The sequence below is a fragment of the Shewanella sp. AC34-MNA-CIBAN-0136 genome (genome assembly GCF_040309945.1).
GTDB lineage: Bacteria > Pseudomonadota > Gammaproteobacteria > Enterobacterales > Shewanellaceae > Shewanella.
The window spans coordinates 141,143-155,981 of record NZ_JBEOPJ010000003.1 but is presented as its reverse complement, the minus strand read 5'-3'; the positions used below and the strand labels follow the sequence as shown (position 1 = coordinate 155,981).

The following is a 14,839-nucleotide window of genomic DNA, read 5'->3' as shown; positions in this document are numbered from 1 at the left end:
CTCTATCACACCGGGTCTTGGTGAATAATCACTTCAGCATCATCAAACGCCGCTTTAATCGTCATACCCGCTTTATCTGCTATTTCATGAGCATCATGCAAAGACAAGTTACCGGCTAATTCCATGTGCAATTGAATAAATGTGGTTTTACCTGCTTGGCGAGTACGTAAATCGTGAATACCTTGAACTCGAGGGTCTTGCTTGGCCAAGGCTTTAATCTTGTCACGAGTCTCGTTGTCTAACTCGCGGTCAAGTAAACTCTGAATTGAACGATAACCTAAACCGAGTGCTTGATTACCAATAAACAATGCAATAAACACCGCAAACAAACCATCGGCCCACCACCAGCCATATTGCGCTAATATTAGCGCAAACAACACCGCTGCATTCAATAACAAGTCAGACTTATAATGCAATGAATCGGCTTCAACCAAAGAGCTATTGGTTTTTTTCAACGCATGTCGTTGCAGTAAAACGAGTGCAAATGTCAGCACAATGGCAATAATCGACACCACGATGCCACTCATAGCATTGGTGACTGCCACTGGATGAATAAGCTTTTCGCCGCCATACAATAATAATAACGACGCCGAACCTAAAATAAAGGCCGCTTGGGCTAACGTTGCTAATGGTTCAGCTTTGCCATGGCCATAACGATGATCTTTATCCGCGGGAACAATGGCATACCGAATAGCAATAAAGTTAACAATCGAAGCAAGTGCATCTGCAAATGAATCCGTTAATGAGCCCAACATACTGGCCGAGCCAGAGTACAACCAAGCGATTAACTTAATCACAATAAGACACAGCGCAGTAGCCACCGACGCGCGGCTAGCTAATTTGACCCAAAAGTCATATTCAGAAGAGGTACTCATATAAGAATTGTCGGCTCATTTAACTGATGATTTATCTGCTATTACTATAGCAAGTTCATTGCTCGATTAGGATAAAGTTTACTAAAGTCGCTGCTGGTCTTATGCAAAGTGTGACCATTAGCAAACTTGCATGAATAAAAAAGCCATTACCCCAAGGTAATGGCTTTTATCTATTTAACCTGATGTTGTATCAGTGAATCATTAACGGCGCGGTTTGTGGCCTTTGCCTAGCTTAAATTTATCTTGAAACGTTTGTTGCTGTTCAGGCGTTAATAATTGATAAATTTCGTTTTGCATTTTCAAATGCGTCAGCATCTTTTGTAAATGCTTTTGTTGCTGTGCTTCAGCCATTGCAGTTGCTTTTGCTTCGTCAAAACCAGCGGTAGTGATTAACGCTAACATTTCTGTACGGTGCTCAGCGCGCTGCTCTTTAGTTGGGCGCTCAGGACGGTTAGCATTGTACTTATCGAAGATGGCTTTTACTTGAACTTTTTGGGCATCAGTTAAGTCCAGTTTACGAAGCATTTTATGCATGCCACCTTTGTGACCATGATGTCGGTCACCTTTAGCGGCAACATTTTCAGTTTTTACAGTGTTATCAGCTGCATCAACTGCATATAACTGGCCAGCTAATAAAGCCGAACTTGCCACTAAGGCAACTAAACTCGTTTTGATGATTGATGATGTTTTCATTGTTAAGTACCTCGGTATGAATGGGATTTATTTTCTGCCTTAGCAGATTTGATACTCAGTTTACCGAATGCAATGTCAATGAGGGTTAAGACTGAGTAAACCTATGTAAAGAACGTTTTCATAGCACTTTAGCGCCAGTAATTCATGATCAAGTTGGCATATTGAATGATAAAAATCGCAGTAATGCGAGCCAGTTAACGTAATTCAGACTTGATCCTTACAGTATTCATATTAGGGCATAAAATCTAACTATTAGCGCTTTAATGGAATACATTATGAACCGATTGATTGGCCAATTACTGTTACTTCTTTGTGTACTGATATTGGCACCCAGCTCAATAGCCAGTACCGCGGCCTCAACAGACGACTCACTTTGGTATACTCAGCAAAACCAGCAGCCTGTGGTTAAACTGCATTTCTTTTGGTCTAAAACCTGTCCTCATTGTCGTGAAGCGCATCCTTTTATTGATGCTTTAGGCGAACGTTTTGACTGGATAGAATTACACGACTACGCCATTAGCGAACCCGGCAATGTCGATAAACTCATGGAAATGGGCCAACACACTGGTGTTGAACCTAAATCGGTGCCCTACTTTGCCATTTGTGGCGAGGCCGTTGTTGGCTATAACAGCCATGATGTCACAGGGCGTTACATCCTAGAGCGCTTAGTTAACTGCTATCAACGCCAAGGTGGTAAAGCTGACATTGGTAATAAGCTCGATGATTTCTTAGGCGCTACGCCAGTGGTAAGCGCACCACTATTTGAAACCTGTAGTGACACGAGTGACGACCCAGAAGCCGAAGGTTCGTGTGGCATGTCATTTGACCAAGCCAGTGACATTATCCCTATACCAACTGTTCAGCCTGTCGACATTCCACTCATTGGTGCTGTGCACCCTGAAGAAATGTCATTGCCAGTGCTCACCTTAGTACTCGCTGGTGTCGATGCTTTTAATCCTTGCGCATTTTTCGTATTGCTGTTTTTACTGAGCATTATGGTTAATGCAGGCAGCCGCAAACGTATGTTATTGGTAGGCGGTATTTTTGTATTCTTCTCAGGCTTTATCTACTTTATATTTATGAGCGCCTGGCTTAACTTATTCCAACTACTTGGTGGCGGTGATGGCGGTATCATTATCACTTGTGCGGGGGTATTGGCATTGATTGCGGCCATAGTGAATATAAAAGATTACTTTTACGGCCGTGGCGACGTCAGTCTATCAATGTCAGTTGAAAATCGTGGCTCGCTTATTAAACGTATGGGCAAATTATCCAAAGCCAGCTCGTTACCAACAATGATTTTAGGCTCAACGATTCTGGCTATTTTAGCTAACACCTATGAACTGCTTTGCACCGCAGGTTTCCCAATGATTTACACCTCTGTGTTGTCATTATCAGATCTCGATACCATGCAGCGTTACTTATACCTCATCGCTTATAATGTGGTTTACGTTATTCCACTTGCCGCTATTGTGATTGTATTCTCAATGACCTTAGGTAAACGCAAACTGACCGAAAAAGAAGGCGAAGTACTTAAACTGATGTCAGGTATTATGATGTTAGGTTTAGGCAGCATGTTAGTGTTTAACCCTAACTCACTGCAAAATGCGGTCTTTTCTGTAGGTCTGATTTTGGGGTCTATTGTACTGACCTTTATTATTGCCAGAATTAAACGCTACATAGTGCAAAATAAAGCAGGATAAATGTAAAACTGTGCAATGTTGATATGATTTAATCTTGGCATAAGATAAGCTTAATTGATCGAAAAATCTGTATGTTAGCTTCAACATACAGATTTTCTTTGTGCCAGAGGAAAGTTATGAATCGTATTTTACTGATCGACGATGATATTGGTTTATCCGATCTACTCAGCCAATTACTTGAGTTGGAAGGCTTTGTATTAACCCAAGCTTATGATGGTGAGCAAGGGCTGATGATGGCGCAACAGCAAGACTTCGATTTAATCCTTCTTGACGTGATGCTGCCTAAACTGAATGGTTTTGAAGTCTTGCGTGCTTTACGCCAACGCAAGCAAACACCGGTATTAATGCTAACCGCTCGCGGTGATGAAATTGACCGAGTTGTCGGCCTTGAAATTGGTGCCGATGACTATTTGCCAAAACCCTTTAATGACCGCGAGTTAGTGGCTCGAATTAGAGCCATATTACGTCGAGCACAAACCACTCAGCAAGATAGCCAAGCCAATGAAATGATGCAGTTTGGTGATTTACGTCTCGACCCTACCCGCCAAGAAACCTATTGCAATGAGCAACTAATCATTCTCACTGGCACCGAATTTTCACTGCTGTTTCATTTAATCGAAAAGTCAGGCGAACTGGTCACCAAAGAATCATTAAGCGAAAACGTATTAGGCAAAAAGTTAATGCCATTTGATCGTAGCTTAGATATGCATTTGTCTAACTTACGCAAGAAACTACCAGAGCGCCAAGATGGCCGTCCACGCGTCAAAACCCTGCGCGGTAAAGGTTATATTTGGATACCGTAATGCTAAAGAACAATCCATTTAACGGGCTATTTTTTAAATTATTGTTAGGCTTTTGGCTATGCAGTTCATTGATTATTGCACTGGTGTCTTTATTGCCATTACTGCAACAAAACCATGATCGTTCGCCATTACCTGCCAGCCTTGAGCGAGTGCTTAAAAACGTTGCAGAACGGATACAAGAGCAACCTCAATTGCTCGAAGGTAAAAACCTTCAACGTCTGCACCGTAGCCGCAATAAAGAAGGTGATAGAAACCATAATGGCGGCCCATTGCGTTTATATTTAACTGATGGCGAAGGCCAAGTATTAAATACCAAACGAGTATCGCGTGGATTTAGACGTTTTCAACTCATGGCAGAAGAAGCAGACCAACCGATCAGCCATCAATTTAGAGATGAGCTTATTTTTGGCCCGTATTCTTTTGAGGTCAACAGCAAACCGTATCAATTATTTGGTCGTTTCCCCGATAATCATCCACGGCCGTGGTTCTTCTTCTTTGCCGACAATAAATTACTGACCGCAGGCTTAGCCATATTATTGTCAGGCTTATTATGCGGTTTACTCGCATGGTATTTGGGTAAGCCATTACGTTCGCTAAAACACAGTGCCAATGCCCTCGCTAGAGGTGATTTATCTAGCAGAGTTGATGCAGCTACCGCAAATCGTCGCGATGAAATGGGCCAATTGGCACAGGCTTTCAACGGCATGGCCGATGCCGTACAAACCATGATTAACAATCAGCAAAGATTAATGGGCGACATATCTCATGAACTGCGCACACCACTCACTAGGCTGCAATTAGCCTTAGCGTTAGGCCGTAAAAAAGGGCAGCAAAGTGAAGAGCTAGAACGTATCGGCTATGAAGCACTACAACTTGAAGCGCTAATAAGCGAGTTGCTCACTCTATCTCGGGTAAGCTTGGCCAGCCATGAAAATAAAGTCGTACTCGAATTAGCAGAATCTTTAAGCCAAGTGTTAGATGACGCCGAATTTGAAGCCGAGCAGCAAGGCAAACTATTACAAATTGATATACCAGAGGCGCTGCTATTACCTTTTCACCCAAAGACACTCTCGCGCGCCATAGAAAATCTGCTGCGTAATGCGATTTACTATGCCAATAGTCAGATAACCATTAGTGCAGCCCAAGTTGGCAAGCACATATTGATAACGGTGGAAGACGACGGTCCAGGTATAGAGCCACAAGAACTCGAAGCTATATTTAAACCTTTCTATCGCCCCGACACTGCCAGAGACAGGCAAAGCGGCGGTTGGGGTTTGGGCTTGGCAATCACTCAAGCCGCCATTACGTTACACCAAGGCAGTATAGTGGCAGAAAACCTTATCGGCCCAACAGGAAAGCGCGAAGGCCTTAAGCTCAGTATCAGTTTACCGGTTAACTAGTCGATATAAAAAACATAAACTTCAACCACTTATATTCTAATCGGACTGAGTAATGGCATTGTCCATAACCCCTGCATACGCAGGGAAAAAACGAGTATCAATAAACAGCTAGCTCAGCTTAATAGACGACACAGCGTAAAGCACATTATTGATAAACATGTCATTACTAGGTAAAAATTACCCCTAACTGGCAACATTTTCCGATAAATGTGAGCAGCCTGAGCCGCTTCACCATTAGGGATAATCATCTTGGCAGCCACTAGCGCTTAGCAATCACCCATACCGCGTGCACTATCCCAGGAATGTAGCCTAGCAAGGTTAAAATTATATTTAATAATAAGGTCTTACTTAGCCCCACTTGCAGGAAAACCCCAAGAGGTGGTAGTAAGATTGCGATTAAAATACGTAATAAATCCATGATATTCTCCATTTTGAATGAGCCGAGGTTAGCAATTACCCCAGCGTGTATGAACTGATTTATATTCACTTTCATAATATACAAAGCAATTACCAGACCACTATTTCTAATGTTGCTGTTCTAGATCTTAATCAGCATCGGTTTTTAAGCAACTACACGACCCCATATATTGACCTATTAGTATGCCTTTAGAAGTGAAAAAAGCCCTTTTTGCATACTCTAAAACATTAGCAGATAACACTCATAACCTTTGGTGCCTTTGAAGTTTATTTGCTAATATTGAATAATGACAGGCTAATACCTTGCGGATAATCTTATGATTTGTCGATTTTTTTAAACCGTTTTTCTCGCTGCAATCAGCGATCATCCCCAAGATTAAGTCGATGGATTCTACTATGGAGTTTAGTCTCTGTTGGTTGCCTTACCAACTTTGTGTCTACTGATGCCCAGGCTGCGCCTTCGCCCAACACTGTGAAGCAACTGATACAGATTAACGACCCAAGCAGCGCAATAGACATTGAAATACAAGGCTCTGTCGTCAATCTAAACGGCTCTGCCACGGAGCAAGCGAGTAAAGAGCGCATACTGCAAACTATAGCCGCTTTACCTGGTGTAACTCAGGTTGTCGATAATATTCACTTGCAACCTATTGCGCCCTTATCTTTGGCTCCCCTGAAGCAAGATGCTGAGCAATTTTGGGCCAAAGCCTTACTCTATTTACCGCGTTTGGCTTTAGGGTTATCGATTTTCTTACTCCTATTTTGGCTTTCACATCCTTTAGCTCGCTTATTGATTAGTCCCTTAGCTTGGGTGACAAAAAGTGAGTTGATCCGCTTAGTGATGCAGCGCAGCATCAGTGTATTGATCATCTTATTGGGACTGTATATATTTTTGCGCCTCGCTGGCTTAACGCAGTTTGCGGTCGCTATTATTAGCAGCACTGGTGTCATTGGGCTGATTTTAGGTTTTGCCTTTAAAGACATCGCCGAAAACTTTATTTCCAGCTTATTACTCAGTGTGCAGCGTCCGTTCAAATTAGGTGATGTAATCTCCGTCGAAGGGAATTTGGGAGTGGTAAAGCAAGTCACAGCAAGAGCCACCACGTTAGTCGATTACGACGGAAATCATATCCAAATACCCAATGCCACTATCTATAAAAACGTGATTAAAAACCTTACCGCCAACCCGAGAATGCGTGGCAATTTTGTCATTGGCATTGGCTATGATGCAAGTATCCGTAAGGCTCAGGACATCGCTATGGAGATCATGGCCGATCATCACGGCGTACTCGCAGATCCCGAGCCGCAGGTGCTGATAAAAAACCTTGGTTCATCGACGATTAATCTACAAGTGTATTTTTGGGTCAATGCTGAAACTCACAGTGTTCCAAAAGTGGCTTCAATTTTAATGCGCTTGCTGGTGCGCGCTTATGAAGCGAATCAGATAAGCTTGCCTGACGATGCCCGCGAACGTATTTTCCCTCAAGGGATACAATTAGTCACCAATGGACATCAGCAAGGTGAAACACCTCTGAATTCGATACAGAGCACTGAGCACAACAGCATCAAAGCCCAAGAGTCATTAGAAGATGCCCATAATGAGACTAGCGATGACATCAGCAGCGATACCGATGATATACGTCAACAAGCGGCACAATCACGAGATCCTGAAAGTGGCGCCAATATTATCTAAACGCTTATGCCGGTAGATAAATAAACGTGGCCGTTTTACTTTTCAATATACTAACGATACCGTTAAGGCATTAACGAAGTGGCCTGTATTTTATGAGACTGTTATTGCCTATGTGTCAGCGCCCTACCAGCAATTACTATCAGGGCTGTATCGCCCATTTTGATAACGTCAGCATTGATAACGCCTCGCAGTCAAACCTTGGTTAGGGTATAATTTGCCACTCTTTTTATGCTTCGTACCTAAGGTTGCTATGTTTCATATTGCCCTTTATGAACCCGAAATCGCTCCAAATACCGGAAACATCATTCGTCTATGCGCCAACAATGGCTCGCAGTTACATTTGATTGAGCCGTTAGGTTTTGATCTCGAAGAAAAGAAATTACGTCGCGCGGGACTCGATTATTCGGATCTAACCAGTGTGACTCGCCATAAAAACTATGCCGCTTTTTTAGAGGCCATGGCAGGAAAGCGTATTATTGCTTGCACCACTAAAGGTAGCCGTCCTCATACGCAAATTGCTTTCCAAGAAAATGATGTATTATTATTTGGCCCCGAAACCCGTGGGTTACCAATGGATATTATTGATGCGACGCCACTTGCGCAGCGCTTACGTATCCCAATGACCGCCAATAGCCGTAGCTTAAACTTATCCAATTCAGTTGCCATTATTAGTTATGAAGCATGGCGTCAGCTGGGTTTTGCAGGCGCTGAGTAATGAAAAAGACGCTATCACCTGAAACCCAACAAGATGCTTTAGCCATTGCTAAAGCAACCCAAAAACCTGGGCAAGTTAAAGAACAAACCAAGCTGATTGCTGCGGGCGTTGAAAAGGGGATTGCTGAATACAAAAAACGTGAGAAGGCTAAGGCTCGCGAACGAGATAAAGCCCGTAAACAGCAGCAAAAATCTAAAAGCGCGACAAGCTCAAATGATGACGATTCTGATATGTCTTACATTGAACCAGAGAGTCGATTCAACCCTTTAACATGGTCGTTGCTGGGGTTACTGCTATTGAGTTGGGCATTGTTTGCCGCTTATTTGTTTTATCGCTAAGTCACTGTGGGTGTTAAGAAGCACTCATTTTATTCTGTCGGCAGAGTATTCTTTGCCGATGGTTTAAGCAGACTAATGGCTCTAATGACTTGATACTGCTCACTGTCGTCATCCAAATAGTGCGCGCTTTGCTGCCATTGCCATCCTGCTGTTGACGGTTTGGTATCACTCATCATGGGATCGAACTGCAATTGTACTAAGGCCGGACGTTGATTAATTTCCCCCTTGCCTAAAAATGAGTAACTGCCCGCTTGCTCATAAAGCGTTAACTGTTGCGAAATATCATCGGTAATCCCATTGGCATACACCAATAAAATATGATCTTGTTGTTGCCTAAACCACCAAGTTTCACTGTTCGAAAAGCGACTACCACGGCTAACACTAATGTATAAATTACGTTTATCTGCCGAGCACATCACCGAAGTGCTTACCTGCTTAGGCGCAACATTCGGATTGGCTGCACTGCCCTGCCACTCACCCGCTAGTTGGCTACAAAACGTATCTAAGGTTACTTTCGCAGCATAAGATGACGTTGAATGTGTCAGTAACAACATCGCCGTTAGCAGTAATATAAATCGGCATGTATGTATCATTAACCATCCTCTTATCGCAATCGCGTTTAACACTTAACGGATCACAAGCTCAACATAGCAATTGTACCTGCATCTATTCTGGCTTAGCGAGCTCATTGAATCACTGAGAGACACCATGATATCTATCCATAAAAATGGCCCACTTATGTGAGCCATCATACGATACTACAGTGCAATTAACAGACTAAGTCATTAACTGAATAAGCCATTAATTGCATAAGTCATTAACCCACTAATAACTACTGACCAAAACCCGTCGCAGTGATATCAACTTTAGTCACTTCACCGTATTGCGCCGCAATATCAGCAATGTTTTCAGCGTTGCCAATCAACACAAACTGTAAGTTTTGTTGTGGGAAATATTGCTTAATCAAACGTTGAGTGTCTGCAAGGGTAAGTCCATCTACTTTAGCTTGAAATTGATTAATAAAATCATCATTAAAGCCATACAGATACATGTCAGACAATAAACCGGCTAACTGTCCACTAGTCTCATACTTAGGTGGGAACTGGCCTTTAACATAGGCTTTGGCAGAATCTAAAGTTGCTTGATCAATGCCCTTCTCCCATAAACGAGCATAGGTTTTTAAGGCTAAATCAATGGCTTCTTTAGTGGTCGATGACTTAGTAAAAGTACTGATTTGGAATACCCCAGATTGAGCATAAGGGCTAAAACCAGAACGGGCACCGTAAGTTAATCCGGCATTGACGCGTAATTCATCATTTAACCATGAAGTAAAACGACCACCTAAAATGGTGTTCACTACAGTTAACCCAACATAATCAGGATTGTCATAACGGATCCCCACGCCACCAATTAAAAAGGTGGTTTCAATTGCGTCAGGCTTATCGACCAACAGTACGTGAGGTTGGGTTAATGTTGGTAAATGTTGGCTTAAATCTGGCTGAACCACGGTTTCAGTGGTCTGCCAATCACCAAAGGCTTTATTCAGTTTAGCGGTCATGTCGGCAACATCAAAATCGCCCACCACGTTAATGGTCATGTTGTTTGGTTGATAATAGCCTTTATGAAAAGCACGTAACTCCTCAACAGAAAGTTTACCAATGGTGTCACTATTGCCTGATACCGGATTGGCATAAGGATGATCACCAAAGACTAACTTATTGAAGTAGCGACCAATCACTGCTCGAGGACTTTCTTTTTGCTGTGATAAACCCACAATTTCGCGCTGTTTTAGTTTATCAAATTCAGCGCTATCAAAGTCTGGTTGACGCAATACGTGGCTAAAAATATCGAGCACGGTATCAACATCTTTGCTCATCATATTGGCACGAATATAACTGCCTTCTAAATCAGCGTTGGTGTCTATGCTGGCACCCATAAAATCTAACTGCTGCTCGATGTCGGCCTTTGATTGACCCGCTGCACCCAACATTAAACTTTGTGAGGTAATGTAAGCCATACCAGAAGTCATATCATTGACTGCTCCCGCTCTCACTACGGCATCAATGGTCACTAATGGCACTTCTTTTTGCACCATCAGCTTAACCTTTAAGCCATTGTCTAAGGTAACAGATTGGTAGCTTGGCATAACAAAGCTAGCGGTAACAGGGTTGGCGGAGTCGGCAGTGGTTTTCTGGGTCGTCGCACAACCACTTATCCCTAAGCTACAGGCCAATGCGATTGCTGATAATGATATTTTAATGCGTGTGTGAGTTACGGTTTTCATTTGTCTGACTCCTCAGTAGCAGCGAGCACACCGACAGTTCGATTCGCTTTAATTAAATAGGTTTGCGCCACACGTTGAATATCAGCAGGAGTGACCTTGTTATAGGCTTCTGGGGCGTTAAACAGTTTTGCATAGTCGCCAAAATACAGCTCGTATGTGCCTAAAGTATTGGCTTTACCATTAATGGTTTCCATCGTGTGGTAAAAGTCCATTAACTTAATATTTTTAACTTTTTCAAGTTCTTGCTGAGTCACACCTTGCTCGGAAATTAGATCAATCTGCTCGAGGAGAGCTTTTTCTAAAGTCTCGGCACTGACTCCCGCATTCGCTACACCCAAGATATAAAACAAGTTAGGGTCAAACGACATCGGCATGTAAGTGTCGGCAGCGACAGCTAATTGCTTGTCGACTAGCGCTTTATAAAAGCGTGAGCTATTACCTTCGCTTAACATCGACGTTAATAAATCCAATGCATAGTAATCGGCATGGCTAGTTGCAGGTACATGATAAGCCAACATAATGTTTGGCGTGCTTACCGATTCTTTTTTAACAAATACCCGACGTTCGCCATTTTGTTGCGGTTCAACCGTGCGTACGGCTTTCGGTGGGGCTTGGGCCGGAATTGGCGCAAAATACTGATTAGCCAAGGCTTTCACTTCGGCTAGCTTCACATCACCGGTAATCACCACTAGCGCATTGTTAGGGGCATAGTAAGTTTTATGGTATTGCTGTAAGTCTGCTAATGTCCAAGCTGCAATGTCTGACTCATAACCAATAACCGACCAGCTATAAGGATGCGCCGCAAAGGCGACACTTTTAAGCGCTTCTTGAATCGTACGCCAGTTAGAGTTTTCAAGCCCTGTGGTACGCTCTGACTGCACCACACCGCGCTCACTCTCAACCATTTCAGGGTTGATGTCTAAATTGGCGATGCGGTCTGCTTCTAAATCAAAAATAGTTTCTAGACCATTGGCTGGAAACCAGTCGGTATATACCGTTAAATCTTCACTGGTATAAGCGTTGTTGGCGCCACCAGCCGCTTCCATCGTGCGGTCAAACATTTTAGGGCCAAACTTTTTAGAACCGTTAAACATCATGTGTTCAAAAAAGTGCGAAATACCGGTAATGCCTGGTACTTCATTGCGCGAACCCACTTTCCAAAAAATGTACATATTGGCATTAGGGATAGAACTATCCTCCAACACCATAATCTTCATGCCATTATCTAAGGTAAAACTATTAATATCTTCAGCTTGTGTCGCTGACACATTAGGTGCACTCAGTACACCTAACGTCATCAGCAACGCCATTATCTTGCGGGTCATATCTCGCTCCTTTTGAGCTATCGTCCAATGGTTTATTAAAATTGGTTTTTTAAAAATGGATTATTAAAATTGGTTTTTAAATAGGGCTATTGTGCCGCGCTTAATGCGGTTAAAGCAATTTGGGTCATGGTTTGTACGCCAACCTTAAGGGCACTTTCATCAACATAAAATGCTGGAGAGTGATTACTGGCGACGTTATTGATATCTTGGTCAGCAGGAGTCACTCCTAAGAAAAAGAACATCCCAGGTGTTTCTAATGCGTAATAAGAAAAGTCTTCCGCACCGGTAATCAGTCCTGGCTCAATCAACATATTGTCACCCACTACAGAGGCGATAACCGGGCGCATTTTGCTGACTAATTCTGGGTTGTTAACCGTAACCGGATAACCAGGTTGGATCACGGTTACTGCAATGGCGCCAACTGTTTTAGCGGCATTAGCTGCCACTTCGGCCAATTTAACTTTAATGTCGGCGCGCATATCTTGATCGAAAGTACGAATAGTACCGATAAGCTCTACTTCATCAGGAATAATATTCGATCGAATACCACCATTAATGGCCCCAAAACTCACCACGGCGGGTGCTTTGGTGATATCCACCTGACGACTAATAATGGTTTGTACACTATTAATAATTTGTGCCGAGGCCACGATAGGATCAACACCACTCCAAGGACGTGAGCCATGGGTTTGCTTACCCATCACTTTAATCGTAAATGAGTCTTCACTCGCCATTGCAGGGCCGGAACGTAGACCAATCATACCTGTAGGCATGCTTGAAGTAACATGCATACCAAACACTTGCTCAGGCTTGCGCTTAGCAAATAAGCCTTGTTTGAGCATTAACTCCGCACCGCCTTGCTCACCTTCTGGCGCGCCTTCTTCGGCTGGCTGAAAGATAAACATTACATCACCGGCTAGGCTGTCTTTTACTTTTACGAGGTTTTCAGCCACGCCCATCAGCATGGCCACATGGGTATCATGACCGCAGGCGTGCATCACACCTACTGTTTGATTTCGATAAGTGTCAGTTACTTTAGAGGCAAAAGGTAAATCAACCACTTCGGTAACGGGCAGCGCATCCATATCAGCGCGTAAACCAATTAATGGCCCAGGCTTGCCGCCTTTTAGTATGGCGACCACACCGGTATGAGCAATACCCGTCTGCACTTCAAGTCCGAGAGATTTAAGATGTTTCTCAATCACTTTACTGGTGCGAAATTCGCGATTAGATAATTCAGGGTGTTGATGTAAATCGCGGCGCCATGCAATGACTTTGCTTTCAACTTGAGCGGTTAGTTCTGCAGCATTGGGCACGCTAGCCACGGTAGTCGTGCTGTAAACACTGGTGGCAAATACACTTGAAAGCAGTAAAGCAACAGACGTCAGGCGCATGTTTATTCCATTTATTATAGTAATTAGTGCAACAAAACTACCTTGAAATGACGCTTTTGTTAAATCTTTTACCGCTTTGCTAACAAGTCAATTGTATCTATTTATTAATACCCAACACTCACGACTAAACTGGCGACTTTGGAAGGTGAAAAAACACCACATCGCTGTCGATAATTTCAAGCTGCCAACCTTGCTGTAATGCTAACCATTGAAAGGTTTCTATAGAGTAGAAATTGATATGAGTTGGGTCAATTTTATAGTACCAATTGTTAAACTTATCTAAGCTGGGTACTTGTTTGGTCATTACTGCCAATATGCCGCCAGGCAACAATAATGTACTTAACTGCGTCATCAACGCCTGCGCATTGGCAATGTGCTCTATCACTTCAGTTAAGCAAACAAAATCATATTGCTGAGAGAGTACTTGAGTATCTGGGTGGTAAAATAAATCATAATTAACCACCTTAATACCTTGCGCTGCAGCCATTTGGCTTAATACAGCACCTTCTCCGCAGCCAAAATCTAACCCTGTTGCGTCGGGTTTAATACGGGCGATTAATGGCGTTAAAGTACGAGATAAAAATTGTTGATAACCCACATCGGCAACGTCATTATTGTGGCAATCATAATGGGCTTTTTCAGCTATTTGATCCAAATGAAATGCTGCAGGAACCGATACCAAAAAACATTGCGGACAACGGACATAGGGACGACTTTTATCTTGAGAAAAAGCAACTGTTTCATGGTGACACAAAGGACAAGACGACAAAGCGAACTCCAAAATAAACCGAATGGGTCAATCAACAGCAAGACTAATCAGATTGAACTGGCTCTATACTGGTGTCTTTAGGGATTTTACGGGTTTGAGTAGCGGCCTCTTGCGCCTGTTGTAAATACTTTTGCTGACGGGTTAAACGCTCATCCGATTGAGCACGGGCTTTTTCGAGCTGCTGCGCTTCCCAATCGTTTGGCTGCGACTTAGCTAATACTTCTTGCTCACGTTCCGAGGTAGCCTTGGCTGCCTCACGCGCTTTTTGCAATTGCGTTTGCTCAAGTTCAGCCGACTCTTGGCGCGCTTGCTCGCCTTTTTCAGCCAAGGTCATTGTTTTATGTGGCTTATCAGCAGCTACTGTAAAAAACGCCAATGAACTGGCAGTAACGAGCAAAATAAATGAGCCTATTAGCCGATGTTTCATCTT

At 43.1% G+C, this 14,839-nt stretch carries 15 protein-coding genes; 6 read left to right on the top strand and 9 right to left on the bottom strand.

From position 1 onward, the window contains the following. Nucleotides 1–5 precede the first annotated feature (5 nt). Both fieF and AAEY94_RS04080 read right to left on the bottom strand, forming a co-directional pair. Nucleotides 6–875: a cation efflux pump FieF gene (gene fieF, locus AAEY94_RS04085; protein WP_101084934.1), complete on the bottom strand. Its 870-nt coding sequence runs from the start codon at nt 873–875 to the stop codon at nt 6–8. A gap of 201 nt (nt 876–1,076) precedes the next feature. Beyond that, nucleotides 1,077–1,568, bottom strand: a complete 492-nt coding sequence (locus AAEY94_RS04080; RefSeq protein WP_350977424.1) for a Spy/CpxP family protein refolding chaperone — start codon at nt 1,566–1,568, stop codon at nt 1,077–1,079. Nucleotides 1,569–1,843: 275 nt separating this feature from the next. Between AAEY94_RS04080 and AAEY94_RS04075 the strand changes: the two genes are divergently transcribed. From AAEY94_RS04075 to AAEY94_RS04065, 3 genes are all read left to right on the top strand, one after another. Then, on the top strand, nt 1,844–3,271 hold the full coding sequence (locus tag AAEY94_RS04075) for a thioredoxin family protein (protein ID WP_335692098.1): 1,428 nt from the start codon (nt 1,844–1,846) through the stop codon (nt 3,269–3,271). Nucleotides 3,272–3,387: 116 nt separating this feature from the next. Continuing rightward, nucleotides 3,388–4,074, top strand: a complete 687-nt coding sequence (locus tag AAEY94_RS04070) for a response regulator (RefSeq protein WP_059745835.1) — start codon at nt 3,388–3,390, stop codon at nt 4,072–4,074. Further along, a complete protein-coding gene (locus AAEY94_RS04065; protein ID WP_182743313.1) occupies nt 4,074–5,474 on the top strand; it encodes an ATP-binding protein in 1,401 nt (466 codons plus the stop codon). The genes AAEY94_RS04070 and AAEY94_RS04065 overlap by 1 nt, the downstream gene beginning before the upstream one ends. A gap of 259 nt (nt 5,475–5,733) precedes the next feature. On the opposite strand, the gene AAEY94_RS04060 is transcribed toward AAEY94_RS04065, so the two are convergent. Then, nucleotides 5,734–5,892, bottom strand: a complete 159-nt coding sequence (locus tag AAEY94_RS04060) for a YqaE/Pmp3 family membrane protein (protein ID WP_011635799.1) — start codon at nt 5,890–5,892, stop codon at nt 5,734–5,736. 432 nt (nt 5,893–6,324) lie between these two features. Here AAEY94_RS04060 and AAEY94_RS04055 point away from each other — a divergent pair, with 432 nt between their 5' ends. The 3 genes from AAEY94_RS04055 (at nt 6,325) to AAEY94_RS04045 (ending at nt 8,637) form a co-directional block, all read left to right on the top strand. Next, the gene (locus AAEY94_RS04055; protein ID WP_350977418.1) at nt 6,325–7,584 is read left to right on the top strand and encodes a mechanosensitive ion channel domain-containing protein; all 1,260 of its coding nucleotides are present in this window, start codon (nt 6,325–6,327) and stop codon (nt 7,582–7,584) included. A 250-nt stretch (nt 7,585–7,834) separates the two neighbouring features. After that, the gene (trmL, locus tag AAEY94_RS04050; RefSeq protein ID WP_059745837.1) at nt 7,835–8,299 is read left to right on the top strand and encodes a tRNA (uridine(34)/cytosine(34)/5-carboxymethylaminomethyluridine(34)-2'-O)-methyltransferase TrmL; all 465 of its coding nucleotides are present in this window, start codon (nt 7,835–7,837) and stop codon (nt 8,297–8,299) included. Beyond that, nucleotides 8,299–8,637, top strand: a complete 339-nt coding sequence (locus AAEY94_RS04045) for a DUF2956 domain-containing protein (protein WP_101084929.1) — start codon at nt 8,299–8,301, stop codon at nt 8,635–8,637. The genes trmL and AAEY94_RS04045 overlap by 1 nt, the downstream gene beginning before the upstream one ends. Before the next feature lie 29 nt (nt 8,638–8,666). Here AAEY94_RS04045 and AAEY94_RS04040 read toward each other — a convergent pair whose 3' ends face one another. From AAEY94_RS04040 to AAEY94_RS04015, 6 genes are all read right to left on the bottom strand, one after another. Then, nucleotides 8,667–9,230: a hypothetical protein gene (locus AAEY94_RS04040; protein ID WP_101084928.1), complete on the bottom strand. Its 564-nt coding sequence runs from the start codon at nt 9,228–9,230 to the stop codon at nt 8,667–8,669. A gap of 239 nt (nt 9,231–9,469) precedes the next feature. Continuing rightward, nucleotides 9,470–10,921 carry a M16 family metallopeptidase gene (locus AAEY94_RS04035; protein ID WP_350977413.1) on the bottom strand — a complete coding sequence of 484 codons (1,452 nt, stop codon included), beginning with the start codon at nt 10,919–10,921 and terminating at the stop codon, nt 9,470–9,472. Further along, a complete protein-coding gene (locus tag AAEY94_RS04030; protein ID WP_502959381.1) occupies nt 10,918–12,231 on the bottom strand; it encodes a M16 family metallopeptidase in 1,314 nt (437 codons plus the stop codon). Before AAEY94_RS04030 ends, AAEY94_RS04035 begins: the two co-directional genes overlap by 4 nt. Nucleotides 12,232–12,332: 101 nt before the next feature. After that, on the bottom strand, nt 12,333–13,640 hold the full coding sequence (locus tag AAEY94_RS04025) for an amidohydrolase (protein ID WP_182743321.1): 1,308 nt from the start codon (nt 13,638–13,640) through the stop codon (nt 12,333–12,335). A 124-nt stretch (nt 13,641–13,764) separates the two neighbouring features. Further along, nucleotides 13,765–14,409 (bottom strand): class I SAM-dependent methyltransferase, encoded by a 645-nt coding sequence (locus tag AAEY94_RS04020; protein WP_192114028.1) that lies wholly within the window; start codon nt 14,407–14,409, stop codon nt 13,765–13,767. A 43-nt stretch (nt 14,410–14,452) separates the two neighbouring features. Continuing rightward, nucleotides 14,453–14,836: a hypothetical protein gene (locus AAEY94_RS04015; RefSeq protein WP_192114027.1), complete on the bottom strand. Its 384-nt coding sequence runs from the start codon at nt 14,834–14,836 to the stop codon at nt 14,453–14,455. Nucleotides 14,837–14,839 lie beyond the last annotated feature (3 nt).

Coding starts and splice junctions, on each gene's coding strand:
- AAEY94_RS04080 (WP_350977424.1), bottom strand. CDS start 1,568: ATGAAAACATCATCAATCATCAAAACGAGTTTAGTTGCCTTAGTGGCA.
- AAEY94_RS04075 (WP_335692098.1), top strand. CDS start 1,844: ATGAACCGATTGATTGGCCAATTACTGTTACTTCTTTGTGTACTGATA.
- AAEY94_RS04060 (WP_011635799.1), bottom strand. CDS start 5,892: ATGGATTTATTACGTATTTTAATCGCAATCTTACTACCACCTCTTGGG.
- fieF (WP_101084934.1), bottom strand. CDS start 875: ATGAGTACCTCTTCTGAATATGACTTTTGGGTCAAATTAGCTAGCCGC.
- AAEY94_RS04030 (WP_502959381.1), bottom strand. CDS start 12,231: ATGGCGTTGCTGATGACGTTAGGTGTACTGAGTGCACCTAATGTGTCA.
- AAEY94_RS04045 (WP_101084929.1), top strand. CDS start 8,299: ATGAAAAAGACGCTATCACCTGAAACCCAACAAGATGCTTTAGCCATT.
- AAEY94_RS04065 (WP_182743313.1), top strand. CDS start 4,074: ATGCTAAAGAACAATCCATTTAACGGGCTATTTTTTAAATTATTGTTA.
- AAEY94_RS04035 (WP_350977413.1), bottom strand. CDS start 10,921: ATGAAAACCGTAACTCACACACGCATTAAAATATCATTATCAGCAATC.
- AAEY94_RS04070 (WP_059745835.1), top strand. CDS start 3,388: ATGAATCGTATTTTACTGATCGACGATGATATTGGTTTATCCGATCTA.
- AAEY94_RS04015 (WP_192114027.1), bottom strand. CDS start 14,836: ATGAAACATCGGCTAATAGGCTCATTTATTTTGCTCGTTACTGCCAGT.
- AAEY94_RS04040 (WP_101084928.1), bottom strand. CDS start 9,230: ATGATACATACATGCCGATTTATATTACTGCTAACGGCGATGTTGTTA.
- AAEY94_RS04025 (WP_182743321.1), bottom strand. CDS start 13,640: ATGCGCCTGACGTCTGTTGCTTTACTGCTTTCAAGTGTATTTGCCACC.
- trmL (WP_059745837.1), top strand. CDS start 7,835: ATGTTTCATATTGCCCTTTATGAACCCGAAATCGCTCCAAATACCGGA.